The sequence below is a fragment of the Haloferula sp. BvORR071 genome, from assembly GCF_000739615.1.
Lineage (GTDB): Bacteria > Verrucomicrobiota > Verrucomicrobiia > Verrucomicrobiales > Akkermansiaceae > Haloferula.
In genome coordinates this window covers 58,556-85,136 of the sequence record NZ_BATP01000030.1, presented here as the reverse complement: position 1 = coordinate 85,136, position 26,581 = coordinate 58,556, and the positions used below count along the sequence as shown (strand labels likewise).

Annotated in this window: 15 protein-coding genes; 11 read left to right on the top strand and 4 right to left on the bottom strand. The window is 62.9% G+C overall.

Annotation, left to right across the window (positions count from 1 at the left end):
* The first annotated feature begins 10 nt into the window (after nt 1–10).
* The 9 genes from BV071_RS16715 (at nt 11) to BV071_RS16675 (ending at nt 14,913) form a co-directional block, all read left to right on the top strand.
* A complete protein-coding gene (locus tag BV071_RS16715; RefSeq protein ID WP_265594527.1) occupies nt 11–1,618 on the top strand; it encodes a hypothetical protein in 1,608 nt (535 codons plus the stop codon).
* Nucleotides 1,619–1,791: 173 nt separating this feature from the next.
* Nucleotides 1,792–3,078, top strand: coding sequence for a hypothetical protein (locus BV071_RS16710; RefSeq protein WP_035609508.1), 1,287 nt, complete (start codon nt 1,792–1,794; stop codon nt 3,076–3,078).
* Between the two features lie 9 nt (nt 3,079–3,087).
* Entirely contained in the window at nt 3,088–4,410 is a 1,323-nt protein-coding gene (locus BV071_RS16705) for a hypothetical protein (RefSeq protein ID WP_035609505.1), read from the top strand.
* Between the two features lie 84 nt (nt 4,411–4,494).
* The gene (locus BV071_RS16700) at nt 4,495–5,811 is read left to right on the top strand and encodes an SWIM zinc finger family protein (RefSeq protein ID WP_052573458.1); all 1,317 of its coding nucleotides are present in this window, start codon (nt 4,495–4,497) and stop codon (nt 5,809–5,811) included.
* Nucleotides 5,808–7,304: a DUF5691 domain-containing protein gene (locus BV071_RS34845; RefSeq protein WP_035609503.1), complete on the top strand. Its 1,497-nt coding sequence runs from the start codon at nt 5,808–5,810 to the stop codon at nt 7,302–7,304. The genes BV071_RS16700 and BV071_RS34845 overlap by 4 nt, the downstream gene beginning before the upstream one ends.
* A complete protein-coding gene (locus BV071_RS16690; protein ID WP_035609500.1) occupies nt 7,301–8,383 on the top strand; it encodes an AAA family ATPase in 1,083 nt (360 codons plus the stop codon). Before BV071_RS34845 ends, BV071_RS16690 begins: the two co-directional genes overlap by 4 nt.
* Nucleotides 8,384–8,397: 14 nt before the next feature.
* On the top strand, nt 8,398–11,547 hold the full coding sequence (locus tag BV071_RS16685; RefSeq protein ID WP_035609498.1) for a DUF4132 domain-containing protein: 3,150 nt from the start codon (nt 8,398–8,400) through the stop codon (nt 11,545–11,547).
* A gap of 1 nt (nt 11,548) precedes the next feature.
* Entirely contained in the window at nt 11,549–13,786 is a 2,238-nt protein-coding gene (locus tag BV071_RS16680; RefSeq protein ID WP_035609496.1) for a DUF5682 family protein, read from the top strand.
* Nucleotides 13,783–14,913, top strand: coding sequence for a VWA domain-containing protein (locus BV071_RS16675; protein ID WP_035609493.1), 1,131 nt, complete (start codon nt 13,783–13,785; stop codon nt 14,911–14,913). Before BV071_RS16680 ends, BV071_RS16675 begins: the two co-directional genes overlap by 4 nt.
* On the opposite strand, the gene BV071_RS16670 is transcribed toward BV071_RS16675, so the two are convergent.
* From BV071_RS16670 to purN, 3 genes are all read right to left on the bottom strand, one after another.
* Complete coding sequence (locus tag BV071_RS16670; RefSeq protein ID WP_265594526.1) at nt 14,910–16,946, bottom strand: hypothetical protein; 2,037 nt, start codon at nt 16,944–16,946, stop codon at nt 14,910–14,912. The genes BV071_RS16675 and BV071_RS16670 overlap by 4 nt on opposite strands.
* Nucleotides 16,947–17,067: 121 nt before the next feature.
* Nucleotides 17,068–18,438: a tRNA (N6-isopentenyl adenosine(37)-C2)-methylthiotransferase MiaB gene (gene miaB, locus BV071_RS16665; protein WP_035609484.1), complete on the bottom strand. Its 1,371-nt coding sequence runs from the start codon at nt 18,436–18,438 to the stop codon at nt 17,068–17,070.
* A 128-nt stretch (nt 18,439–18,566) separates the two neighbouring features.
* The gene (purN, locus tag BV071_RS16660; protein WP_035609481.1) at nt 18,567–19,145 is read right to left on the bottom strand and encodes a phosphoribosylglycinamide formyltransferase; all 579 of its coding nucleotides are present in this window, start codon (nt 19,143–19,145) and stop codon (nt 18,567–18,569) included.
* 1,212 nt (nt 19,146–20,357) lie between these two features.
* Between purN and BV071_RS16650 the strand changes: the two genes are divergently transcribed.
* Both BV071_RS16650 and BV071_RS16645 read left to right on the top strand, forming a co-directional pair.
* Nucleotides 20,358–21,458 carry an aminopeptidase gene (locus BV071_RS16650; RefSeq protein WP_035609475.1) on the top strand — a complete coding sequence of 367 codons (1,101 nt, stop codon included), beginning with the start codon at nt 20,358–20,360 and terminating at the stop codon, nt 21,456–21,458.
* Nucleotides 21,459–21,521: 63 nt separating this feature from the next.
* On the top strand, nt 21,522–22,949 hold the full coding sequence (locus BV071_RS16645) for a hypothetical protein (RefSeq protein ID WP_035609472.1): 1,428 nt from the start codon (nt 21,522–21,524) through the stop codon (nt 22,947–22,949).
* A gap of 85 nt (nt 22,950–23,034) precedes the next feature.
* Here BV071_RS16645 and BV071_RS16640 read toward each other — a convergent pair whose 3' ends face one another.
* A complete protein-coding gene (locus tag BV071_RS16640; protein WP_081886049.1) occupies nt 23,035–26,355 on the bottom strand; it encodes a hypothetical protein in 3,321 nt (1,106 codons plus the stop codon).
* Nucleotides 26,356–26,581 lie beyond the last annotated feature (226 nt).

Sequence of the window (26,581 nt, the reverse complement as noted above, 5' to 3'; positions counted from 1 at the left end):
TCCCGCCGCGATGCCCCGTTCACCGCTTACCCTCTTGTTGCTAGTTCTGACGCTGCTCGCATTCGTCGGCCACCTGATATGGTTGGATGCCGGCCAGGCGATGACTTCCTTCTGCTTCGGTGTCACCATGGTCCTCGTGCTGGCAAGTACGGTATGTGTCGTACGTGATGGCGCGGCCTTTGATGACCAGGCTTTCCACCGGACCCGGCCGGGTGGCGAGTCCCGTGCCTTCCGGAATGCGACCCTGACCTTGTTGGGCCTGGCAGCGGCGATGACCGTGCTCACCATGGCCCACCGCCTGATCTACAACCTGGATTTGCGCTTGGTGCTCTGGTGGTCCGTTGCTGCCTTCGTCCCGCTCCTCTTCTTCGTCGCTGCCGTGGGCACCACGACTACCTTGCTTTCGAGGCGCAATGGCTCTTCCACGTTACGAGTGCTCATGTTGCTGCTGGCCCCGCCCTTCGTGGTCTATCTGGTGCTCAAGGAAATGGAGCGGCCGCGCGAGGAACTGCATACCTCCGGCATCGAATACTTCCCGCCTCTCGCTTGGCTCAGCGTGGTGGGCGCGGCGGGCTACGGCATTGCTTGGTGGCTCGCCGCCGGAGCCCGGCGTCCGCGTGTTGCCTTGTGCCTCGCCTGCCTCACCGGTGCGGTTCTGCCACCAGCCACGAAGCTCGGCTCACTGGAATATTCCCTGCCCGTCCTGCCGGATATGGCAGTGACGATGTCTCGTAGACCCTCGGCAGGAGATCCGGACGAGGCCCGCTTGCAGGACAGCCAGCTGCGGAAGCGCGACCAAGATTACACCTCCGTGCTGTTCGATGGCCGTATCGGGATTTTGGGTCTCCGCGAGGATGAGTTCATCGAGCTGAAGGTGCCGACTCCGCTCACAGCCGAGACAATGGACCGATCCCCGGTCCGCTATGGAAGGGGATCCATGGCTCTCGGTGATCTTTCCAGCATGAGCTACGGGGATGAAGCGGTGGTGATCACCGGCCGCGAATCACCGAAGAAGTCAGGACGCAGGCTCATTTTGGAATCCCTGATCAGTCGCCTGCCTGCTCCGCATGAGTTCGACCCAGGCAAGCAGGGCGGTGATACATCGCCGTGGGCGTATCTTAACCTGCTTCAAGTGGATGAAAAGCGGCTCTCCATTCCGCAGATGGATGCCTGCTCATGGCAAGTCCGGGGAACCGTTTTCCGGATGGAGGAGGCGGGCAACTTCGATCTCGCCAAGGGCGGCTGGTATCGATTGCCCGCGGGCGGAGCGATCCGCGTCTTTGCCTCCTACACGAGCTTTTACACCACCTCGCTAAGCTTCCGGCTTATCGTCCCTTGGCTGGTTCAGGGGAAATATCGCAGGGACTACTTGGGAGAGGAACCTCGCTGGCAGCCCGTTGCGCTACTGCGAGATCCTGTGAGTGGCGAGGTTCGCGTGGCTACCGCGCGAACCGGCAGGCTCATGGCAAATGGCTGGCGCAATGGCATCATTCAGATCGACAGGCATTATAGCCGTCCGGCTGAAGATGAGCAGGCAAGCATCCGGCGCTCCCGGCTCTACCTTTTCGTGCCACGCCCGGTGGGAAAGGTGAGCCAGACCGTGGTGCCCGCGCCGTGAAAGGGGCCGATTCCAAACGGGAGACCGATTTCCAGCGGACGAAGGGCGGGAAATCTTCCTAGGGTGGCAGGCGTATCCGGAGGAGGGCCCGCGCGATGGTGCATGTGTAACATCGCGGGACTTTTCCTTAAGATACCGAGTAGGCCCCAAGCCGATCGCCCCCTCCATCCGCCATGAAGCCCACCATCCTCCTGCCTCCGGCGCTGGCGCTTGCCGCCGCCGCCATCTGGCTCGGCATGCAGCACCGTTCGCTGTCTGCCGTTCAAGACCAGAATACCACCCTGCGCGAGCAGATTGCCAGTGTGCGTAGCGGCGGGGCGGATGCCGCCACCGCCAAGCCCGCTGGATCCGGGAAGAACAACAGCAAGCCCGCCGCGGCCAAGAAGATCAACTGGAAGGAGCTGGCCGCGAAGCAGAAGCAGATGGAGCGCGGGGAGAGCATTCCCGACATGCGCGCCATGATCGAGATCCAGAAGACCTTGCTCGGCCTCTCCACGGAGGAGCTCATCGCACAGCTCGACGAGATCGATGGTCTCGACATCTCCGCGGAGGCGAAGGCGGGGCTTCAGGGCATGCTGATCGGGATGCTCGCGCAGAAGGATCCCAAGCTGGTGCTGGATCGCTTTGCGGACCGCATGAACGATGAGCGTAACGGTACGCTGTCCTGGCAGATCGCGAATGCCTTCCAGCAATGGGCAACGAAGGATTCGGCTGCCGCGGTGGCTTGGCTGGATGCGCAGCTCGCCGCCGGGAAATTCGAGAGCAAGTCGCTTGATGGCCGCAGCGACATCCGCCAGCGCCTGGAAGGCAGCGTGATCGCGTCGCTGATTGCCACCAATCCCGCGGCGGCGATCGAGCGGCTGGCGAAGATCCCGGAAGAGCAGCGGGTGCAGATTTTCCAAAGCGGGCTGATGTTCAATATGAAGCCCGGCTCGGAGAAGGCGATCGCGGACCTCGTCCGCAGCCAGCTTCCCGAGAATGAGCGGGCATCGGTCCTGGCGCAGTCCGGCTCGATGCTGGTGCATCAGGGCGGCTACGATCGGGTGGCCCAGTATTTGAAGGACATCGATGCCACTTCCGCGGAGCGTGAGGCGATCGTTTCGCAATCGGTGCAATCTAAGGTGAGGAATTCCATGATGGATGCGGCGAAGCTGGTGCCGGCGCTTGAAGAGGGCCGCGTCTGGGCGGAGGCCCAGGCACCCGGCTCCGGCGACCGGACGGTCGGAAATGCGCTCGGCAGCATGCACAACTTCAAGCAGGCCTCCGAGATCGCGCTGTCCCTTTATGAGAAGAGCAACAGTGACGCGATTCTCGTCGCCTTTTTGGAAGGTCCCTATGCCTACGGTCACCAGGATATCTCCCTGCCGATCCTCGAGAAGATCTCCGATCCCGCGAAGCGCGAAGAATTGCGGAAACGGATCTCTCCGCAGCCCACACGTGCCACCGAAGAATCCCAATAATTTGCTGCCATGAAGATTTCCATTTTTGTTGCGGTGCTCATTCTGATTGCGGCTTCTTTCTTCGGCTGGAAGGAGAACGGTAGTCTCGCCGCCGCGCGCCAAGAACATGAGCGGCTCGAGAAGGAGGCCAGGGAACTCGGCATCGATACCGCTGCGCTCGCGGCCGGTGGCGACAAGGCGGCCCTCGCCAAGAACCGCCGTGATAACACGCAATCCAAGGAGGCCGACGCCAAGGCCTTTGCCGCGAAGCTCATCGCCTTTGCCCGCGAGATGGAGGAGGCCCAGAAGCAGCGGACCGAGCCCGATGAGAACATGCAGAAGCGCATCATCGAGATCATGGACCAGATGCTGTCGCTGGATGCCGCGCAGTTGAAAGTCCTGCTAGCGGAGTTCCGCGCTGCACCGGACCTCACCGACGAGATGCGCAGCGGGATGATCGGCTTCGCGGTGATGATGCTGGCTAACGACCATCCGGCCGTTGCCCTGAACTTGTTTTCCGAATCGTCCGATCTGCTCAAGAATGGTGATATGAACACCCATGTCGTCGGTGCTTCATTGTCGAAGTGGGCGCAAGACGACCCGAAGGCGGCGATCGAATGGATGAAGAAGAACGCCAAGGCTCATCCGGAGCTGGTCAACGAGCAGACCAAGCTGAGCATTCTGAGCGGTGCGGCGCGGCAGGATCCGAGGACAGCTTTCGCACTGGCGAAGGACCTGGAACTTGAGGATGGATCGTCCTTCGGGCGCTCGATCGCGGAAGGTGCGAATACTCCCGAACAACGGAATGCGGTGCTCTCCGCGATGCACGACTATCTCAAGGGCCTGGATGAGAAGGCCAGTGCCTCCATGATCACGAGCACGATGGGATCGCTTGCTGGCAAGGCGATGCAGGATGGCTACGATGCGGGCTCCAAGTGGCTGGACTCCGCCAAGCTGGATGACAAGGAGCGCGAGGCCTTCGCCAATGGCATTCAGTATTGGCAAGCGAAGTCCGATACCGGCAAGTGGATCGAGTGGCTGGACGGGAAGCTTCCCGCGGAGAACCTCTCCAACAAGGTGACGAGCCTCGTGAACCAGTGGACCCAGCAGGACTACAAGGCTGCCGGTCAATGGATCGACGACTGCAAGGCCGGCCCGGTGAAGGATTCCGCGGTGCGCTCCTATGCGAGCACCGTGGCACCCTACGCGCCGGACAGCGCCGCCCAATGGGCGCTGACTCTGCCGGAAGGCAAGGAGCGGAGCGAGTTGCTCGGCAACATTCACAGCGAGTGGAAGAAGAAAGATGCCGATGCGGCCGCGAAGTTTGCACGCGAGAACGGCTTGGCCGAGTGATGGGGTGAGTGACAATCTTGCCTCCGCGCTCCGAAAATCCGTGCCATCTCCGGGAGGGCTCCGCTAACACTCGGATGTTATCGCGTGCTAACTCCGGACCAGATCACCGCCATTGCCCCTGATGCCGCTTCCCTCAAGGCGGGGCGGGATCTCGCTACGCCGCGAAAGTGGCAAGTGACGGGGGGAGATGCGGAGGTGCTCTGGGGCCTTGCCATGGGTTCCGGGAAGGAGCCCTATCAAACGCGTGTCTCGCTGGGAGACCTGGCGACCAAGTGCTCTTGCCCGAGTCGCAAGTTTCCCTGCAAGCATGCTCTCGGGTTGATGTTCATCGCCGCGGGAAATCCCGGCGGTTTCCAGCAGGGTGAGCGACCGCCATGGGTCAGCGAGTGGATCGATGCGCGCTCCGCCCGCGAGGAGAAGGCGGTTGCGCGTGCAGAGGAGAAGGCTTCCAAGCCGGTGGATGAAAAGGCCGCGGAGAAGCGCAGAGCCAAGCGTGAGGGTCGCGTGGAGGAAGGCATCGCGCTGCTGCAGCAGGCGATCCTCGACCTTACCCGTGAAGGGCTGGCTTCACCGGGAGCAAGGGATGCATCGGCATGGGAGAATCTGGCGCGGCGCATGATTGACTCGCAGGCACCCGGGCTCGCCGGTGCGCTGCGGCATGTGGCGGATACTGTCTTGCGGGATCCGGAGGTGGATGACGAACTGCCGCTCGAACTCGGGCGGCTTTATCTGCTGCTTCATGGTCATTCGCGCCGGGACGAGTTCGATGAGCTGACGCGTGCCGAGTTGCAGGCGCAGCTTGGCGGCAAGTCCGGCGATGAAGCCTTGGCTCCGGAGGTGGTGGAAGATGATTGGTTCGTGGCGGGAAGGAGAGTCGAGGAAAGGGATCGCCTGATCACGGCAAGCACCTGGCTTTACGGCACGCGTAGCCAGCGGTGGGCGCGACTGCTGCGCTTCGCGCCGGTGCCGCAGACGATTGCCGAGCCGTGGCCGCTGGGTTCCACGGTGAAGGCCGCGCTGAAGTTCCAGCCGGGGCTTTATCCGTTGCGAGTCGGGCCGGATAGCGAGGGCTTCCCGCTGATGTCCGGTTCGCCGGGAGCGCACGAGGAAAGTTTGGATGCCTTGTTAGATCGCTTCGCCACAGCGCTGGCCGCGAACCCCTTTCTCCGGGTGCTGCCCTTTCTGATCCGGCTTCGTCCTAGTGCTGATGGATCTCTTCTCTGTGATGCTGCCGGCCGCGCTCTGCCGTGGATCGCTAGTGGCGATCTGGCCCTCAAGATCGAGTGCATCAGCGGTGGCAGGCTGGTCAGCATTTGCGGGGAGTGGGACGGCCGCTTCCTTCGCCCGCTCGCCATGGAAGATAGCGGTGTGTGGATTCCCCTCGTGTCCCAGCAAGCATGACGACCGACCCGCTCATAGCCGCCTCTCTGTTGGGGACCTCGCGCCTTGCGGCTCTGCCGCCGCCACCAGATGCCGCGCTGGAGGCATCGTGGCAGGCCATCCCGATGGACAACCCCGCCGCCGCAGTCCTGCAAGCGCTCGGGCTCATGCGGGCGATGCGGCGTGCTGGGGGACGCACCTTGGAGAGCTCCGCAGGTGGCGACGAATGCCCCGCGGAGGAGCAAGCCTACCTGCCTACGCTGGCGGTAGAGTCCCTGCTGCGCCTTCTGCGCGGAGAGTTCCCCGAGATCCTGCCGGAGTGGCTGCGTCTCGCCTCCGCATCCTCCAGTATTCTGCGTGGCCGCGCGCTGCCCGAGCTCTTGCAAGCCGCGACCCGTAACCAGGCGATTCGTCCATCGATCCGGCGCTTGGTAGGTGAACGGGGACTGTGGATCGCCCGTCGGCACAGGGAGTTCTCCTGGCTGTTAGAAGATGCCGCGGTGGCGGACGACGCTTGGTCCGTCGGCCAGCCCGCCGAGCGACTTGCGTGGCTCCGGCAGACCCGGACGGCCAAGCCCGAGCTCGCAGCAGAAACCATCGCCTCGCATTGGGCGCAGGAGGAAGGCGGCTTCCGAGAATCGATCCTGCGGCTTATCGCTCCACAGCCTCTGGCTTGCGATGAGGCATGGCTGGAAAGCCTCGCGCTCAAGGATCGTCGCCAAGTGGTTCGAGATCTAGCGGCGGCTGCCCTGTCCAATATCGAAAGCTCCGCCTTTCGCAAGCGGGCGATCGTCCGTTTGCAAGGCTGCGTGAAGCTTGAACGCGGAAGCATTCTCGTCACGCCGCCCGCCGTCTTCGACCCAACGTGGGCGGCCGACGGGCTGAAGGAGAAGCCACCGCAGGGCAGTGGCGAGAGGGCGTGGTGGCTGCGCCAGATCATCGCCCTCGTGCCGCTTGATGCATGGCCGGCGATCTTCCATGTGAGCGCGGCAGATCTCTTCGCCAGCACCCTCGATCCGGATTGGAAGACGGAGCTTGCGGCCGGCTGGATTGACTCCGCGCGTTCCAGTCCTGCACATGCCTTGGCAGAGCACTTCGTTCCTTTTTTGGTGAAGCTCAGCTCTTGGCCTGCTGCTTCTGGCATCAGCCTGGGTGCTTTGCTCATGCTCTTGCTGGCACCGCTTGTTCCTGCCGCGCGCTTTGGGATTCTGGACAAGATTGCCCGCGAGCTTCCACCGGCTCTTGCCCTGGATCTGCTTGCTTCCGTCGCGGAATCTCCGCCGCCGGGCAGTGGGAGCGCGATTCTGGCAGTGCTGGATGTGGCGCTCGCCAATCCCTCCACGCCGCTCGTCCGGCCACAGGCCCGAGCGCTCGCGATCTGTGTGCCAGCGGATGCGATCCAGCAGCGCCTCGAAGCTCTCTCCCGCCTGCCGCAGCTCTCCTCCGTCGCCGAGGAATTCGCCACCACCTTGGAATTCCGCCGTTCGCTTCTCTCTCACTTCGCATCGCCATGAGTTCTCCTGTCCTCCGCCAGCATGCCGAGACCGCCTTCGCCGCGGAACTCGCCGCCCTTGCCGCCCACGATGAACGCCCGCGCCCGCCGCGCTGGAAGCTCTCGCCATGGGCAGTCACTGACTACCTGCTCGGCATCACGCTGAAGGACGGCACCGTGATCACGCCGAAATACGTCGGGGATCGTAGAATCATCGAGATCGCCGTCGCCACCCTCGCCACCGACCGGGCACTGCTACTGTTAGGCGTTCCCGGCACGGCGAAGAGCTGGGTCTCCGAGCACCTTGCCGCGGCCATCTCCGGTGATTCCACCCTGCTGATCCAAGGCACCGCCGGCACCAGCGAAGAGGCGCTGCGCTACAACTGGAACTACGCCATGCTCCTCGCCCAAGGCCCGAGCGAGGCGGCCTTGGTTCCCGGTCCCATGTTCCGCGCCATGAAGGAAGGCGCGCTCTGCCGGGTGGAAGAACTCACCCGTATCCCTTCGGACGTACAGGATACGCTGATCACGATGCTTTCGGAGAAGGTGTTGCCGATCCCCGAACTCGCCACCGAAGTCCAAGGCACCGAAGGCTTCAACGTCATCGCCACCGCCAACAGCCGCGACCGCGGGGTGAACGAACTCTCCAGCGCCCTCCAGCGCCGCTTCAATACCGTGATCCTGCCGCTGCCTTCCTCGCTGGAGGATGAGGTGGACATCGTCCGCATGCGTGTGGCTTCCATGTCGAAGGCTCTCGCCCTGCCTGCTGAGCCGCCCGCGCTGGAAGAAATCCGCCGCGTCGTCACGATCTTCCGCGAACTCCGCTCGGGCGCCACTGAGGATGGCAAGGCCAAGGTCAAGTCGCCCTCCGGCACGCTCAGTACCGCCGAGGCAATTTCGGTGGTGACCAATGGACTCTCCCTCGCAGCCCACTTCGGTAGCGGTACCATCTCCGCCCACGACCTTGCCTCCGGCATGGTCGGTGCGATCGTGAAGGATCCGGTGCAAGACCCCGTGGTCTTCAAGGAATATCTGGAAACGGTAGTGAAGGAGCGCGAGGGGTGGAAGGATCTCTACAGGGCCTGCCGCGAGCAGATCTAACAGTTCGGCTCACCATGCACCCCGAACTGGAAGACTTCATCAAGCGTCGCATGCCCGCCGCACCCGGCCCGGTGGACCGCGCTTATCTGGCGGCTTTTGAGGACTACGCCGCCGATCCTGGCGGCGGGGTTTTGGGTCGTCTGCCGCAAGGGCCGGGAGAGTCAAAGCTCGTGCCGGAGCTGGGCGGCTTCATGGCACATCGTTTTCCCGATGACCTGGGCATGCCCGCCCTGCCGGCGCTTGCCGCCCACTCATTGATGATGGGTTGGTACCAGTCGCCGCTGGTCACCGGCTACTTCGAAGCGCTGCTCGACTTGGCGATGAAGCAGCCTGAGCTTCAGGAGCCGCTCCTTGCCTTCTCCCGGACCCATGGCGTCCCCGATGGTAATCTGGCGCAGCTCATTGTCGCGAAGGTGGGTTATCGCTTCGAGTTCGGCTGGACCTCTGAGTCTGTGGCGGGCAAGGCGACCTTGCGCACCCGGCGCAAGTGGGGCGATCTCTGGGTGCCTTACCGTCACAGCGCGCTGCCGCCCGCTGCATTGATCACGGAAAGCAGCTTCGAGCGCTTCGTCATGGAGCTGGACGACGCCGCGCTGTCAGCCGTGGCGATGACGAAGGCCCGCACCAATTGGGGTACGATCGGCCAAGCGCCGAAGCTGCTTGCGGCCATCGCCGCTCACCGGCCCGAAGCCCTCAAGCCATGGGTCGAAGCATCCCTGCGCGGCGAGTGTGGTTTGAAGGGGGAGGAATGGAAATACGTTCTCTGCGTCACGGATCGTTGGGATCGGGAGTTTGTGGAGGTGTCGCCGAAACTTCCTGTAGGTCCCAGGCTCAAGGCCCTGGCCTACCTGGAAACACTCCGCCCGGGCAAGGCCAGTGAAGCCGCGCGGGAAGCCGCCTTGGATCCGGAGCAGGACTGCCTCGGAGAGGCCATGGCCTACCTTGCGGAATACTTCCCGGCAGACTTCTTCGCCGCCTTTACTACCCTTCTCCGCGGCGAACCCAAGTTCACCGAACTGCGCTATTGGGGGAACGGCGTCTCCGATGCCTTCAAGGTCGCCGCCCAGCGCTGGAATGAGGGTGGCAAGGCGCTCTATCAGGCCCTGCTGGATTGCTCGGCAAGTTGTGCCGATGCGGAAAAAGCCGGGAAACTTGGCGGCTTCCCTTTCATGCTCGCCACTTATGCCGTCCCCTGCCTCTTGGCGGCAAGCTCCGTCGCTACCCCGGATGAAGTCCGCGCTTGGGCGCAGTCCGTTTTGCAAAGCCTCGACAAGGCCAAGCTCTCCGCGTCCCAGCGCACGCAGCTCTGCGACGATATCTGGTCCGAGCTGATCGAGTGCGACCGCGGTCGCTTCTTCGAGCCCTTGGTGAGACTTCTGGGGGACGACCGCAAACAGCTTCGCGGACTCGCCATCGAAGGCCTGCGCCACTATCCGGCTGAGGCCGTGCTTGCGGCTGTCGAAGGCACGCTGAAGTCCGGCAAGACCAAGCAGCGGCTCGGCGTGGCGGAAATGCTTGCCGAACTCCCCGCCATCGGCTCGCCGCAGCTGCTTGAGTCCGCCTTGGCGGATGAAAAGAACGAAGAAGCAAGGGCCACGCTGCACCAAGGCCTCAAGGCAAGGTCCGGCGGCAGTCCGGTGAGCGGGGAGACGCTTGCCAATTTGGAGCTCTCCTTCGCGAAGCAGGCATCGAAGCTCAAGTTGCCCACCACCTCTTGGCTCAAGGCCGATACCTTGCCGCCTCTCTTTGCCACCGACGGCTCATCACTCTCCGCGAATGCCATCGCTTTCCTCCTCTCCAAGCAATCGAAGCACAAGGCCATCGAGGCGGCACCGGATATTCTACCGCTGCTCGCCCACATCGATCGCACCAAGAGCGCTTCCTTCGGCCTCGCCCTTGTTGAAGGCTTCCTCAATTCCGAGCAAGCCGCCACCGACCGCTGGGCTCTCGCTCTCGGCGGCTTCTTAGGCGACAACCGGGTCATCCCGCCCCTGCTTTCGCGCATCAACGACTGGTGCGAGAATTCGCGCCACAAGCTCGCCGAGTATTCCGCGCAGGCCATCTCCCTGCTCCCCGGCAACGAGCCGCTGATGGTCCTCGATACCCTTGCCAACCGCTACCGCAGCAAGTTCAAGAACGTCGGCAAGGCCTGTGCCGATGCCTTCTCCGCCGCGGCCACCGCGCGTGGCATTACCCCGGATGAGCTGGGCGACATGGTCGTCCCGGACTTCGGCTTCGATGCCGAGGGTATCCGTCTCTTCGAGTGGGAAGGCGGCAAGGCCAATGCCGAACTCGGTCCCGACTTCAAGCTCTCCTGGTCCGATCCCGACTCGGACAAATCCTGGAAAGCCCTCCCTGCCTCGGCATCGGAGTCAGTAAAGACCGAACTCAAGACCCTCACCAAGCTTCTCAAGGAAGCGGTCAAGGGCCAGACCGCCCGCCTGGAAATGACCCTCGTGCGCCAGCGCCGCTGGCCCGTCGCCCGCTGGCGTGAACTCTACGAGAACCATCCGCTGCTGCGATCCTTCGCCAGTAGTCTGGTGTGGGGAATTTACGATACCTCTGGTACTTTGCTGCGAAGCTTCCGCCGTTATCCGAACGGCCTACTGGCGAATGCCGCCGGCGATCTTGAGGAACTGCCGGAGGCCGACACCCAGATCGGCATGGTTCATCCGCTGGAACTCGATGCCGCAGCCCTGGATGCCTGGCGCGCCCACCTTGCCCGCTTCAAGGTGAAGCAGCCCTTCCCGCAGATCGATCGCCCGGTGGAGCTGCTCGATCCGCTCCATGGCAACCGCCGCGAAATGACCCTGACCAGCGACAAGAAAGTCGGCGCGGGCACATTCAAGTCCCGCTCCGAGAAGCGCGGCTGGTTCCGCGGCTCGGTCATCGATGCCGGCGGCATCAGCAGTATCTACAAGCCCTTCCCCGGTGCCGGCTATGAAGCCATCCTGCCCACGAACAACTACTACATGGGCATCGATCCCATGGACAACGTGGAGCTGGAGTCTGCCTGCTTCGTGAAGACGGGGAGCATTGATCGTGGCAGCTACGCCTATGATGAACCCAACAAGGACGATCCGCGCGTGCTGCGCTTCGACCAAGTCCCCGCCGTGGTCTTCTCCGAGACGATGTCGGATCTGAAGGCAATCATTGGAGCCTGATATGACGACGATCTTCGGCATCCGTCACCACGGCCCGGGTTGCGCGCGCAGCCTGCTGGCCGCCTTGGAGGCATTGCAGCCGGAGCTGCTCCTCATCGAGATGCCTGCCGAGGCCGAGCCCTTGCTCGTCCATGCCGCGCATGAGGCGATGAAGCCCCCGGTGGCCATCCTCCTCCATCGCAGTGACCTTCCGGAGAAGGCCGCCTTCTATCCCTTCGCAGAGTTCTCGCCGGAATGGCAATCGGTGCGTTGGGCTGTTCAGAACGGGGTTCCCATCCGTTGCTTTGATCTGCCCTCCGCGCACATGTTCGCGCTACGGGATGATAGCGGAGAGCAAGAAGCGGAGAGTGAAGAGCCTGAGGAAGGGAAGGAAGAAGAAGTCATTCCTCCGCAGACCGATCCCTTTGAGTGGTTTGCCAAGGCGGATGGCTACACCGATGGAGAGCGCTGGTGGAACGACCGCGTGGAAGAGCGGCGAGATCAGTCGGACTTCTTCGAGGCCATTCTTGAAGCGGTCACTGCCCTGCGTGGCGATCTGGCAATACCCGAATCTCGCGAGACCTTGCTGCGCGAGGCGTGGATGCGGAAGTGCTTGCGCGCCGCCGAGAAGGAAGGCCCCGAAAAGATCGCCGTGGTCTGCGGTGCTTGGCACGCACCGGTTCTGAAAGGCGCTTTCAAGGTCGCCGATGACAATGCGCTGCTGAAGACGCTGCCCAAGCACAAGGTCGCCGCGACTTGGATCCCATGGACCGACGAGCGTCTCGCGGTGGCCAGTGGCTATGCTGCGGGGATCCGCTCGCCCGGGTGGTATGCGCACCTCTGGCGCAATGAAGAAGATCCCATCATTTCCTGGCTCACCCGTGCTGCACGGGTGCTGCGCAAGGAAGGTCAGGAAGCTTCCTCCGCTTCAGTGATCGAAGCCGTGCGGCTCGCCAATTCCCTTGCCGGCATGCGTGGGCGCCCGCTGCCCGGTCTCGACGAAACCCTGGAGTCGATCCAATCCGTCTTCTGCCAGGGCGATCCCTTGCCGCTGGATTTCCTGCGCGCGCCGCTCTTGATCGGCACCCGCTTGGGCCAGCTTCCCGAGGGCCTGCCATCGCTGCCCCTGCAGCAGGATATCGATGCCACACAGCGCAAGCTCCGCCTCAAGCCCGCCGCTTCCGTAACGCCCGTGGAGCTCGACCTCCGCGAGGATGGCGGGAGGGCCCGCAGTATCTTCCTCCACCGCTTGCTGGCCCTGAAGATCCATTGGGGCAGGAAGGAGAACGCCCGCACCCGCGGCACCTTCAAGGAGCGCTGGTCGCTCCAGTGGAAGCCTGAACTGGCAGTCTCGGTTATCGATGCCTCGGCCTTCGGCAACACCATCGAGACCGCAGCCTCGCGTCGTCTGGTGAATGAAGTCGCAGGCCAGGCCGGCCTCGATGCCATCACCGAACGCCTCGATCTTGCCCTGCTCGGTGCCTTGCCCTTGGCGGTTGAGTTCTTGCTCCGGCAACTCGATGCGGCGGCTGCCACCACGCACGATATTTCGGAGCTGTTGGATGCGGTGCCGTCCCTAGCCCGCATCTCCCGTTATGGGGATGTCCGCGCGACCGATGCCGCTGCGGTCTCGCGCCTCTTGGCAGGTTTCGCCGCGCGCATTCATGCCGGTTTGCCCGCTGCCGCGAGTGGGATCGATGACGATGCCGCGAACCAGCTCTCCGCTTCGGTCCGCGAGTTCAGTGCGGCCCTCGCGATGCTGGAAGACACCGCCATCATCGAAGACTTCCACGCCGTCCTCGGCAAGCTCACGGAGTCCACCCAAGTCCATCCCAAGATGCGCGGTCATGCCGTGCGCCTTTTGCGGGATGCCGCGCATCTCGATGATGAAGCCGCGGCGCGCCACTTGGGCTTCGCGCTCTCGCCCGGTATGCCTGCTCTTGCCGCTGCCAATTGGCTCGAAGGCTTCCTACAGGGTGGCGGCAGCTTCCTTGTTCACGATCGCGCCTTGTTGGGTCTCGTGGATTCCTGGCTGGCCTCGCTCGATGCCGATGCCTTCCAGACCATCCTGCCTCTCGTGCGCCGCACCTTCGGCACCTTCGCCCCGCCTGAGCGCTCGCGCATTGCCGCTTCGGTCGCACAAGGGATCAGCGCGCATGCTCCCGCCGCCGCATCGGTGACGAGCGATCTCGATCTTCAGCGCGCCCTGCCCGCCGCCGCAGCGGTCGCCAAACTCCTCGGCCTGCCCTTATCCCTATGAACGACTCCGAACGTCTCCGCCGCTGGCGCTTGGTGTTGGGCTCGGAGCCGGCCTCCTCGCTTGGCATTTCCCTGTCTTCGGAAGACCAGCGCATGGATGAGGCCCTGGAGGCTCTCTACGATGCGGGAGGGAAGCGCGGTGGCCTCGGCGGCTCGAACCCGAAGGTCGCTCGCTGGCTTGGGGATATCCGCCGCTACTTCCCCGCGGAGGTCGTTCAAGTGATGCAGAAGGACGCGATCGAGCGTCTCGACCTCAAGCAACTGCTGCTCGAGCCGGAAGTGCTCGGCCAAGCTGAGCCCGACATTCATCTTGTCAGCACCCTGATCTCGCTCAACCGCATCATCCCGGAGAAGACCCGCGAGACCGCTCGCATGGTCGTGCGCAAGCTGGTCGATGAACTCATGCGCAAGCTGGAGCAGCCCACCCGCCAGGCCGTCCAAGGTGCACTCTCCCGCAGCCTGCGCAACCGCCGCCCCCGCCTTACCGAGATCGACTGGCACCGCACGATCCGCGCGAACCTACGCAACTACCTGCCCGAGCACCGCACCATTGTGCCGGAGACTCTGATCGGCTACGGCAGACGTCGTAGTTCATTGCGCGACGTCATCCTCTGCATCGACCAGAGCGGCTCGATGGCCCCCTCCGTCGTCTACTCCTCGATCTTCGGCGCCGTGATGGCCTCCATGCCTGCGCTGAGCACCCGCTTCGTCCTCTTCGATACCTCGGTCGTCGATCTCAGCCAGGATCTGAAGGATCCCGTGGACCTCCTCTTCGGCACCCAGCTCGGCGGCGGCACGGATATCCACAAGGCCCTGCGCTACTGCGAGGGGCTGATCACGCGGCCCGCGGATACGGTGATGATCCTCGTTTCCGACCTCTGCGAGGGCGGCAGTGTGCCGGGGATGATGAAGGCCGCGGCAAGGATCAAGGAGTCCGGGGTGAACTTCATCTCGCTGCTGGCGCTGAGCGATGAGGGGAAGCCCTTCTCCGATGAGAGAAACGCCGCCATGTTCGCCGCTATGGACATCCCGGTCTTCGCCTGCACTCCGGATCGCTTCCCCGACTTAATGGCGGCGGCTTTAGGCAAGAAGGACATCCGCCTCTGGGCCAAGGCCAAGAATGTTTAAGGCGGCAGCGGACCTTCGGAAATATCCAGCCGCAGGAATCCAAGGTGGTTGCCCGCGAGCGGACCGTGACTGCGGCAGGTGATATAGCTCCAGCCCGCACCCAGCGCGGGCAGGTCGGCCTGAATGGCGGTGGCATCCGCGCCGCTCACCTGGTCCACGTTGATGGGGAAGGTGACGAGGTCGTCGGAAGCTTGGACCTTGTAGTGAAGATAAGGCTCCATCATGCCGATTACCAGGAACTCGCCTTCGGGCGAGTCGTAAATTGCACCGGCATTGTGGACGGGGAAGGTAAGGGTGAGCGCCTTCTCGCCATTCACGGAGGCGATCTTGGTGACCACCTTGCCGTTGAGCTTGCCGCTGGAGGGGTCCTCATCGAGAGCGAACTCCATGAGGTTATTCAAGCCGTCTTGATCGGGATCCGCAGTATAGAGGCGATCGGAGGAACTGGCGACCGCGGGGAAGCGATTGATCCAGAGTTCGTATTTGTCGTCGCTGACGACTTCGGCCTCCACGCCGGTGGAAAGGTAGTTGATCCTGAAGGCGAGCCCACTGGGAGTGGCGCTTGTATCCAGCGTCTTGAAGGTACCCGTGACTCCGCCGCTGGCGGAGAGGATGTTGAATTTTTGCCCGACCGCGGGAACGAAGGGAACGCCCGGTGACTCCTCGCCGAAACGCAGGCTCAGGGTGCCATTGAGTTCTGCGACGCCATTGACCGTCACGCGGTCGTATTGGGCGGGGCTGGTGCCGGTGATGTCCACGTTGAGCTTCCCGCTAGGCCCCATTTGGAGCTTCTGCACGGTGACCTCGGCGATGGTGTTGGCGCTGCCGATACGGAGAGATCCTTGCAGCTCGAGAGCGGTATCAGTATTGGCTCCCGCCTCCGTCACCACCTCGCTGCCCTCCGCGATGCTGAGCGTGCCCGTGCCGACGAAGCTGGCACCCGCACCGATGCTGGCATTCTTCTTGAGAATGACTCGCCCCTGGTTGTTGAGCAGGCCGCCGTTGAAAGTGTACGGCACGTCGAGCTGCAGCGTGCCATCGGCATCCGCCACGCTGATGGTCCCGCCGGTTTGCGTGAAGCCCGCGCCGACGATGGTGGCGGTGCCCGCAGGAGCGCCACCGGTGCCAGTGGTGGCTCCGTTGTCGATTTCGATGGTTCCCCCGCTGCCAAGGCTCCAGTGGATCGGATTCGAATTGCTCCCGATCTCAAGATGGCTGTCATGGAACATCGAGAGGCTTCCATTGAACTCATCCGCCAGCGGGAGATCGGTGATAAAGGTCTGGTTACGGCCGACGGTGACCACGCCGGCTTCCGTGGAACCATCGAGGTCCAAGTGGCCAAAACCATAGTAACTCCTAGGGGCGATGCGCAGCTCCCCTGGCTCGGGCGGAGTCGTGGGGAGAACGGAGGGCTTGCTGACAGCGATAAGGCCGTTGTTGACGATGTTGGAGGACAGCGGGGGGCTGTAATTTTCTTCCGTGGTGATGACGCCATTGCCGGAAAGCATGCTGCCGGTGCCGATGGTCAAACTGGAACTGTCGGTCACCGACCTCAACATGATAGTCCCGCCATCCAGGAAGATGGTCCCGCCGTTGCTCACGGTGATGATCCGGCTCAACAAGAGGCTGCTGAGACCCGCGCCATCCAGGAGGGTTCCATTGCCGCTGACGCTGGTGAGCCCGGCCACGTTGATACTCCGGTTGTTGAGCTTCAGCGTACAGCTGCCGGACATGTTAATGGAGCCGACCATGTGGGTGAGGATCCACGGCTTCGAAATGATGAGTCTGACGGTGTGGTCGGTGTTCAAGATCGCATTGTCGTCGGTGTCGGGCGAGGCGGCGGTCGACCAGCTCTCGCCGCCATAGACACTGTCCCAGTCCCCGTCACCGCCGATCCAAGTGGCGGTCCTGGCGGCGGCGCCGGCCACCTCCACAATAGCCAATCCGCAGGCCAGCACCACTGCGGCCGACAGGAGCCTGTTCGAGATCACCGGGCGGAAGCCCGGGCGGAGGAATACGGGGGAGCTGCGCATGGCTTCGGTCGCCACCCGCGGGATACGCCCTTGGATGATATGCCAAGTAGCGGTCGCGGGGAGCAAACTGTCACGCTTCTAGCAAAGCGGAAGTTGAAGGTCGAGATGATTCGACCCTGCCTCACAACACGCTGCCGTACAGCGTGAAGCCCGTACTCTCCTCCACCCGGATTTCCAGCATCTTCCCGGTCAACTTGTGGGCATCGCCATCGAAGATGAGAATCTTGTTCGTCCCCGTCCGCCCGCTCAGCCGCTGCTTGTTGGTCTTGCTCGGTCCTTCGCAGAGAACCTGCTGCACCGTCCCGACCAGCGCCTGGTGCTTCGCCTTCGCGATCTCATTCACCACATCCAGCAGCCGCTGGTTGCGCTCTTCCTTCACGCGCTCTTCGAGCTGGCCCTCCATCTCCGCGGCGGGAGTGTCCTTCCGCTTCGAGTAACGGAAGACAAAGGCATTGTCGAATTGCAGGCGTTGCACGGTATCCACCGTGGCTTGGAAATCCTCCTCCTCTTCGCCGGGGAAGCCCACGATGATATCTGTGGTGATCGCGATTCCAGGCCGCGCGGCCTTCATCTTCTCGCAGATCTCCACGAACTTCTCGTTCTTGTACGGCCGCCGCATCGCCTTCAGGATCCGGTCCGAGCCGCTCTGCATCGGGAAGTGGATGTGCGGGCACAGCTTCGGCAGGTAGGTGAAGGCCGCCACCAGATCATCGCGGTAGCCGATCGGGTGCGGCGAAGTGAAGCGAATCCGCTCAATTCCATCCACTGCATGCACTTGCTCCAAGAGCTGCACGAAGGGTGACTTGCCATCCACCTTCTCGAACTCGGTGCGGCCGTAGAGGTTCACGATCTGGCCGAGCAGGGTGACCTCCTTCACGCCGTGATCGCGCAGGCGCTTCACTTCCTCCACGATCTCCGCGATCGGCCGGCCGCGCTCCTTGCCGCGGGTGTCCGGCACGATGCAGAAGGAGCAGCGCATGTTGCAGCCCTGCATGATGGAGACGAAGGCGGAGGCGTTGAGATCCTTCGGGATGTGATCGCGGATCGTGTTCTGGGATCCCGCTTCTTCCTCCACATCGCAGACGCTCTCGCCGATGAGGGAGAGCTCCAGCTCATCCATCCGCCGGTGCAGGCGCCGCTGCAGGATGGTGTCCACATACTCGAAAACCTTGTGGTACTTCTGCGTGCCCACCACCACATCGAGGTGCGGGATCCGCTCGAAGAGCTCCGGCCCGCGGCTCTGCGCCATGCAGCCCATGAAGCCGAAGACGACGTGCGGTTTGTTCCGCCGGTAGCTGCCCATGGTGCCCATCTTGCCCAGCGCCTTCTGCTCCGCTTGGTCGCGCACCGAGCAGGTGTTCACCAGAATCGCGTCGGCATCGGCTTCCTCACCGGTAACCGTGTAGCCGCCCTCCGTGAACATCTGCGCGACCTGTTCGGAGTCGCGCTCGTTCATCTGGCAACCGTAAGTACGTATGAAGACCTTTGGCATTGGACGTAAATTACTAATTACTAAGCACTAATTTTCAAACGAGAGTGCTTGTAAGACTGAGAAGCCGGCAGGCCGGGGCGCGGACGCTAGCGGCACCCAGCCCCCCTTTCAAGCCGGGAGAAATGGGGTTAGATCCCGAGGCGGGCCAGGACCATCCGGATCGCTTCCGGGTAGATCCGGTGCTCTTGCTCCAAGATCCGCTCGTGCAGCGAATCCGGCGTATCCCCGGCTAAAACCGGCACCTTGCCCTGCAAAATTACCGGGCCTGTATCCATCCCACCGTCCACATAGTGGACCGTGCAGCCGGTCTCCGGAACCCCGGCCTCCAGTGCCTGCCGCCAAGCCTGCAGACCCGGAAATGCGGGGAGCAGCGCAGGGTGGATGTTGATAATCCGCTCCGGGAAGGACTCCAGCAGCGGTGCCTTTACCAGCCGCATGAAGCCCGCCAGGCAGACTAGGTCCACTCCCGCAGCCCTCAGAGTCTCAGCGGTTTCCGCCTGCGCCTCCTCCGGATACTTCGACTTGAAACCCCGGCAATCGATCAGGGCCGTCGGGATCCCCGCTTTCTTCGCCCGCTCCAAGATGTAACCCTGCGGATTGTCGGACATCACCAGCGCGATCTCCGCCGGAATCGACCCATCCGCGACCCCATCCAGGATCGCCTGCATGTTCGTGCCGGAGCCGGAGCCAAGGATCCCAAGACGCATGGCGGGAGGAAGCCTTGGCTGACGCTTTCTGCCAAGGGCCAAACCCGGGAATTCACTCCTTGGCGCCGGGCTGGACCGGAGGGAACCGGCGCCAAGAGCGAGCCTCTTTTGAAGGAAAATAGCCGATGATTCTCGCAGGCGAGTCTCCGAAAAGGATCGTCATCTCACCTTCCCTGAACCCGTCGGCGGGAGCCGCGATCCGAATGGCGAAAGCGCTGCCGCCAAAGTCTTTGGCGAGGATCCTCGTAGCTGGCTCGTCGATTTCGCTCGCGGCCCATGGCGCGAAGTTCTCCAAGAGCCTTTCGTCCGCAGGGACATCACGGGCGACGCCCCCGATGGAGAAGCTTCCTTTCTGAAGGTCTGCCGGTGAAAGCTCTTCCGGACTCTGCCATGCTCCGATGAGTTCTCCGTCCGATGGGTAAGAGCTGCTCGGTGATCCCCGCATCGGTCCGAAGACCGAAACGCAGGTCCGCAGCACCTGATTCCCCCATCCGTCGCTCAGCCATTCGCCGCCGCTGAACACACATCCACCGCCCCGCCTTGGAAGGAAGGTTTCCCGATCCAAGTTGAAGGAAGAGATCCCGGGCAGTCCATGGAAGCCGAGAGCAGCCGTTCCGATGAAATAGCCCGCCAGCGGGACCACGGTGGCCAAGGCCAGCGGATTGATCAGGGCGCAGACCCAAGCCAAGCGGCGATGGTTTCTCCAAAGCAAGGCGGCCAGAACGAAAGGGAGAAAAGCGCCCACATAGGAAAGAGGCCCCAGCTGTGAGATGAGCCAGCAGCCCACCAGTATAGCCGCGCCGAGCCTTGCTCCACCTCACTTGCCGGGTTCGTGCGCCACCTTGGTTTTATATCACGTCGGCCCCAAGATTCCCAAGAGATTCCATGGCCGCGACTAGGTTGCTTGAGAGATTGAGGAGGAGCTGATAAAGAAGCCTCCATCGATCCCTCGCAAAACAAGCCGGATCCGAACCGCCGCGGGGTATCCCCGTTGCGTGCTCTCGAATGGCTCCAAGGAGGCAAAGGGCTGTCAAAAGAGGAAGGAGAGAGGCTTAAGCAGGAGATTGAAGCCGAACGGGTGGCCCGGCACCGCAAGCTGTGGGGGCCAATCTCCCGGCTGATGCCCCCGCCGGATTCGCCCGGAACGATCTAAAAACCAAGCACCTTGCTTTTCGGATTGGGCGTTTCGGGGAGCTTTGCTTAAGCACACGCATGCACGACCCGCGCATCGACCAACTCGCCCGTCAGCTTGTCCGTTACTCCACCGCCCTGAAGAAGGGGGAGAAGATCCTGCTGGATCTCTACGACGTGCCGGACTCGATCGGCTTGGCGCTGGTCCGCGAGGCGCGCGCGAAGGGTGCCTTTCCGGTGCTGCGCATCCACAGCTCGCGCCTGACCCGCGAAATGCTGAAGGGCGCGGAGGAGGATCAGTACAAGCTGATCTCCAAGCATCTGCTGGCGGAGATGAAGGACATGGACGCCTACATCGCCGTCCGCGGCAGCCACAATATCGCCGAAAGCGCCGATGTGCCGGCGGCGAACATGAAGCTGGCGATGAAGCACATGCGCCAGGTGATCGACCACCGCGTGAAGAAGACCAAGTGGTGCGTGCTGCGCTGGCCGACCCCCTCCATGGCCCAGCAGGCCGGGATGAGCACGGAGGCCTTTGAGGACTTCTACTTCAACGTCTGCCTGGTGGACTACAAGAGTCTGGTCCCCGCCGCCACCGCGCTGAAGAAGCTGATGGACCAGACCGACGAGGTCCATATCACCGGCCCCGGCACCGACCTGAAATTCTCGATCAAGGACATCCCCGCCATCGTCTGCGCGGGCGAGCACAACATCCCCGACGGCGAGGTCTTCACCGCGCCGGTGAAGGATTCCGTGAATGGCGTGATCTCCTACAACGCGCCGACCATCTATCAGGGCATCCCCTTCGACTCGATCAAGCTGACCTTCGAGAAGGGCAAGGTCGTGGCCGCGGAATCCCCGGGCAAGACCAAGGAGATCAACAAGATCCTGGATAGCGATCCGGGCGCCCGCTACATCGGTGAGTTCGCACTGGGCTACAATGCCGCGATCAAGCATCCGATGCGCGACATCCTCTTCGACGAGAAGATCGGCGGCTCCTTCCACTTCACCCCCGGCCAAGCCTACGAGGAAGCCGACAATGGCAACCGCTCGCAGGTCCACTGGGACATGGTCTGCATCCAGCGCAAGGACTACGGCGGCGGCGAGATCAAGTTCGACGGCAAGGTGATCCGCAAGGACGGCGTCTTCCTGCCGAAGTCGTTGGCCAAGCTGAACGGCTGAAGACCAGGACGGGGCCTCGAGCCGCTGCTTGCTTCACGCTGACGGCTGTTGAAGGATGGGAGCATGAAGCTCCGCGTCCCAAGCCTCCTCGTGCCGCTGCTCCTCCTGCCGGGCGCTCTCGTACACGCCGCGATGACGGCAGGCTGGCAGCTGCCGATTCAGGCCTTTGGCATCAGTCCCAATGAGACTGAGGGGGTCCGCAAGCTCGACAAACCTCCCTCGGCCTCCCCCTTCTTCCGGCCCGGCGACGAGCTGTGGGATCTCTCGGGTGTGATCAAGGGATCATCGCTGGGTTATATCAATGCCGAGCCTTTTGACGCCGAACCCGCCGAGCCTGAGAAGTGGCCGGGACAGTGGGTGGTATGGAATGCGCGTTCAGGGATGATCGTCGCGCGTGGCGAGAAGCCGGATCTCGGCATGATCGATATGATCGTCGAGGCGAGGTATTTGCCGAAGCTGCTGCGCACCAAGGTGGAGATGGTGAACGGAGCGGATGGCAAGACTGCCAGCGCTTCCCTCGCATCGCGGAGCGGAGAGAAGGGCTCGATGATCTCCAATCATTCGGAAATGGTAGTGGAGGGAACCATCGGGGATTCCGATTACGTGGATGAACGGCTGGCGCTGAAATGGTCGGCGGGCGAAACGAATTGGACTCTCAATTGCGCCTTTACCGTGCGGGATGGCGAGCGTGTGCGGATTGCCCGTCATACGGACGCGACGGGCAGTTGGGAGCTATTCGCCACTCCTACGGTAGAGTACCTGCACGGCGTGCCCGTGGCCAGCAGCCGGTGGCAGGAAAGTGCCGGGGCTCTCGCTATCTGGCCGCGGCCCGCGGGAGGAGATCCGCCCGAGCTGAATGAAAACGGGTTAGTGGTGGGGATGTACCACTTGGCACCGGACTGGTTGGAGCGCCTTGGTGCGGATCGTGGGAAGCTTCCTACGACTGAAGTGCCAGCATTCTTTGACAGATGGGCGAAGGAACCGGTGGTGGATGCCCGTAATCCCTTGCGCGAAAAGGGGTTCAAGCTCAGCGAACCAGGTGCATTTGCCGGGTTCCAGACTTCGAGCGGTAGATTGTTCACGGCAACGAATCTGGAGGATTGGAAGCTTCTCCAAGTCCTCGTTGATGGTGGCTGCCACTATCTGCCCGTCGTCCTTTGGATCGAAGCTAGCGCCAGCGGAGGCGAGAGCTGTGGGGTGGTAAGCCGCTCGGGAGAGAAGGCTACCCTGATGAGCTCGCGGGGGGAAGAGGAGCGTGTCTTCGAGATCGAGCCGACCATCGGGAGTGGCGATTTCATCGTGGACCTCCGCTTTCGCAGCGATATCGAGATGAGCCCCGGCAAGTTCCAGCGTTTGGAATCCACCGCTAGCTTGTTACGGGACCAGCCGCTGCCAATCGCCGGCTTGGTGCTGCCGGGAAAGGAGGAGCAAAAGGTAACGCTGGTGGCCCGATACAAGACCCAAGAGGAAAAAGAGAAGGAGCATCGGTGAAGGGCGAGGTGCGGCAAAAAAATCCCCGACCCGCGCGCTTCGGCGGATCGGGGATGTATGGGAACTTGGTCTCTAGCGCTTCAGCTCAGTTCTGCGAGAGGCGGAAGAAGATCTTCTGCTTGTCCGGCGTCTGGGTGAGGGCGGAGATGTTGCCGCTGTAGGTGGTGGTGCCCGCTTGGCCGGGGTAAGCGGCTTCCAAGTCGAACCAAGCGCTCAGGTTGGCCGAGTACTGGATCTTGTAGGTCGCGCCTGCCTGGGAGTTCCAAGAGAAGCTGAAGGCTCCGGTCTGGGCGTTCATTCCGACGGTACCGATGGTCGGAGGCGTGTCGGAGGGCTGGGCCACCAGGGCCAGGCCGCCGGTGCCACCGATGAGGCGCCAGTTGGTGGTATCCGCATCGTTCGTCACATCCCCGGCGACGGCGTAGAGCTCGAACTGGGCATTGCCCGTGCCTTCATAGTAGGCGAACTCCAGGTCATACTGGCCAGCCGGCAGGTTGATCACCGAGCGGGCGTTGGAAGTGCCGGTCAAGCGGTAGACCGTGTTGGTCTGCGCGGAGTCGATGGTGGCATTGCCGTTGGTCTTGATGAAGCCGGTCGGCGCATTCAGGATCCTCAGGGCGAAGCTGTCATCCGAGTTGACCCCGAAGGTGTAGAGCCCGGTGGTCGGAATCACGATCCGCGAGGTGGCGATGGCAGCGGCGTTGTCGACCAGTCCGGGAGCACCGATGAACTGGGTCTCCGGCGGAGTCTGATAGGCGACCGTAGTACTAGTGGCGTAGAAGATACCACTCACCCAGGTCCCCTCAGTCTGTCCGGCCGCCACGAAATTGCGGTAGTTCAGCGCAGGCGTGGTGCCCGACTGGAAGGGCGTCGAGGGAGTCTGGATCGCCGTGATCGCTGCCGTGAGGCTGGCGATCGTGGTCGGCGAGTAGTAGAAGCGGACTGCCCAGTTATTCGCGGGTGCCAGACCCAGCGGATCGAACAGGTTCACAGGCAGGATCGGCGCGGCCACCGGCACGGAAGGATCGGCTGCATTGCCGAGCAGCTTCCAGGATGAGGTGGAGTTGACGGTCACGAAGTTCCCTTGGGTCCATACCACTTCCATCGAGGCACCGCCGGTTTGCTCGACTTGGACGACCTCGATGGTGTAGGTGCCGGGGGCAGCGATCCGGTAAACGCCGAAGCTGGTTTCGCCGCTGGCGCCGGAGTTCAGGAAGGCGGTGCTGTCGAGGGGATCGATTCCGCTGTTGAGGTTCGTTGGGCCGGCACCATTGATCAGGTAGGGGCCGCCGAGCATGCGGAAGGCCACGCCATCGTCCGCGGTGACGCCGAAGCTGTAATCACCTGCTGCCGGAGCCGTGAACTCGTAGCGTGCGACGGTGACGAACTGGTTGTCATCCACTCCGGGCACCGACGCTTCCATCGGGAAGGGGATGTTATTGCGGAAGATGCCATCGGCACCAGCATTCTGCGGATCGCGGAAGTTGACGATCGGGGGGGTGGCATCGGTGACGCTGGCGGCACCCGGACTTGCGATCAGGGTGAAGGCTGCGCGGAGGCTCGCCACGGTACCCGCATTGTAGTAGTTGCGGACTGCCCAGGCGTTCGGAACGGTCGCCGGAGCGGCGAGCGGCGCAGCAGGGAAGTAGGGCGTATCGCCGGCACCGCCGACGAGCGACCACTTGCCGGTGGCGGGATCCGCGGCTTGATCGCCGGGAGCCCAAGCGACTTCCGCGTAGGAGTCGCTGGTGCCTTCAAACCAGAGGAAATCGAGGACATACTCTCCGGCGGCAAGGCTCACCACGCCACGGGTGTTCGAGTTCCCGGTGCCATTGAAGAAGGCGATGGTGGAAGAATCCGAGGGATCGATGAGACCGTTCCCGGCGACCTTGCTGAAGGTCTGGCCATTGATGCGCAGTGCGAAGCCATCGTCGCTCTGCACCCAGAAGGTGTAGTCGCCTGGCTGGGTGATCTGGATCTTGGTTTTGCCGAGGGTGACGATGTTGTCTTCGTTCCCCGCGACGTTGGCCGGGATCAGCGCGTCGCGCTTGAAGAAGCCGCGGGCACCGAAGCTCGCGTCGTCGGAGTAGTTGAAGTAGGGTGCGGTCACATTCGTGACGGTCCCCGGGGGAGTCGTCGCGATGGCGAGGGCGCTATTAATCACGGGATTGCCCGATACCGTGCCGCCGCGGAGCTGGCGGACGTTCCACTGGTTGAGGGTAGGCGTGTCCGTGATGAAGAAGGTCTGCGGGAAGACCGGCGTGACCAAGGTGCCATTCAGGGTCACCGGATTCGCGTTCTGGTCCGAGGCCTCGATCGTGAAGGGGATGGAGGCGTGGGGCGCGAGCGGCGTCGGCGGCACATACTTCACCGTTGTGACGGCGCCAGTCTTGCTCACTTGGGTCGGCGAGACTTCCTCGCCGTTGATCAGCAGGAAGTCGATGTCCGAAGTCGTGACCACCGAGGTGGTGTTGTAGTCTGTGATCTCGAAGAAGTAGCCGTCATGGCCCACCCGGGACGAGGTGACAGCGGCCTTCTCTACCGGAAAGGTCTGGAGTTCGACGTTATCGAAGTGGTGGACCTGGTTCTGGCCGCCGGTGCGGGCGCCGAAGACGAGGCGGCCGGGGCTGGGAGAGAAATTGGTTTCAAGCCCATCGATGACCTTGGTGCCCTTCCAGAAGACGTCGAGCTTGCCGGTGACGGGGTCCAGATTGGCCTCGAAGCGGGCCCAGCCGAGCGCGGCCACACGTTCCGCGGCGGTGCCGGTGATCAGCGGGCCGGTCTGGAGCGAGGTGGCATCGGTGACCAGACCGTTGAGGGTCGTCGCCGGGACTTGGATGAGCAAGTTGTTGTCCACCCGCACGCTGATGCCGATCACGTCCTCGCCGCCGCTGTTGTAGGCGTCGAAGCCGATGCCCAAGCCGCTGGCGGTGCCTTCCTCATGCCGGTCTGCCTCGGTGTGGCCGACATTGTTCGTGCCGGCATAGGGCGTGCCCGTGGTGATGACCGGGTCGGTCGCGCGGGCGAAGTTGATGCTGAAGCCGTCCGCGGGGGCCGCGCCGCCGCCGCCGATCCGGCAGTCGATGGCGAAGTGGAAGCCAGCGACCGGGAAACCGGGCTCAAAGTCCGGGAAGACGATGGTCGAGCGGATGCTGCCGATCGCATCGGTGAGCTTCAGGTAGCCGCCGGGATTGCCATTGGTGGCTACCCAGCTCGGCCGGTCCGGGCTGGCGGCCGCCTGGTTCGAGAAGACGGTCAGCTTCTGGCTGGCCGGGAGGGCCGCCGAGAAGGGATCCGAGCTGAAATCATTGCTGTAGGTGCCGGCATGGGCCGACGCGGTTAGAAAGGTCAGTGCCGCCAGCGCAGTACGCGGCGATGGCACCATCCGGGAGCGGAAGTGTCGCATGGGTTTTTCGGGGTTTGTCGAGGTCGAGGTTTTCGGTCGAGACCGGACTGCAAAATGCCCGGAATCAGACCGCGAGGGTTTATCGGTGGACGCTGTCCACCCGGGTCGGCCTCTATACTGCCGCCGAACCAAAAGGGTTTAGTCTAAATCTGTCTAACAACTCGATTCCGCGTTTTATTGTTGGCGTAAGGAATCGTCACCTGCCGCCTCATGCGGGATTTTACGT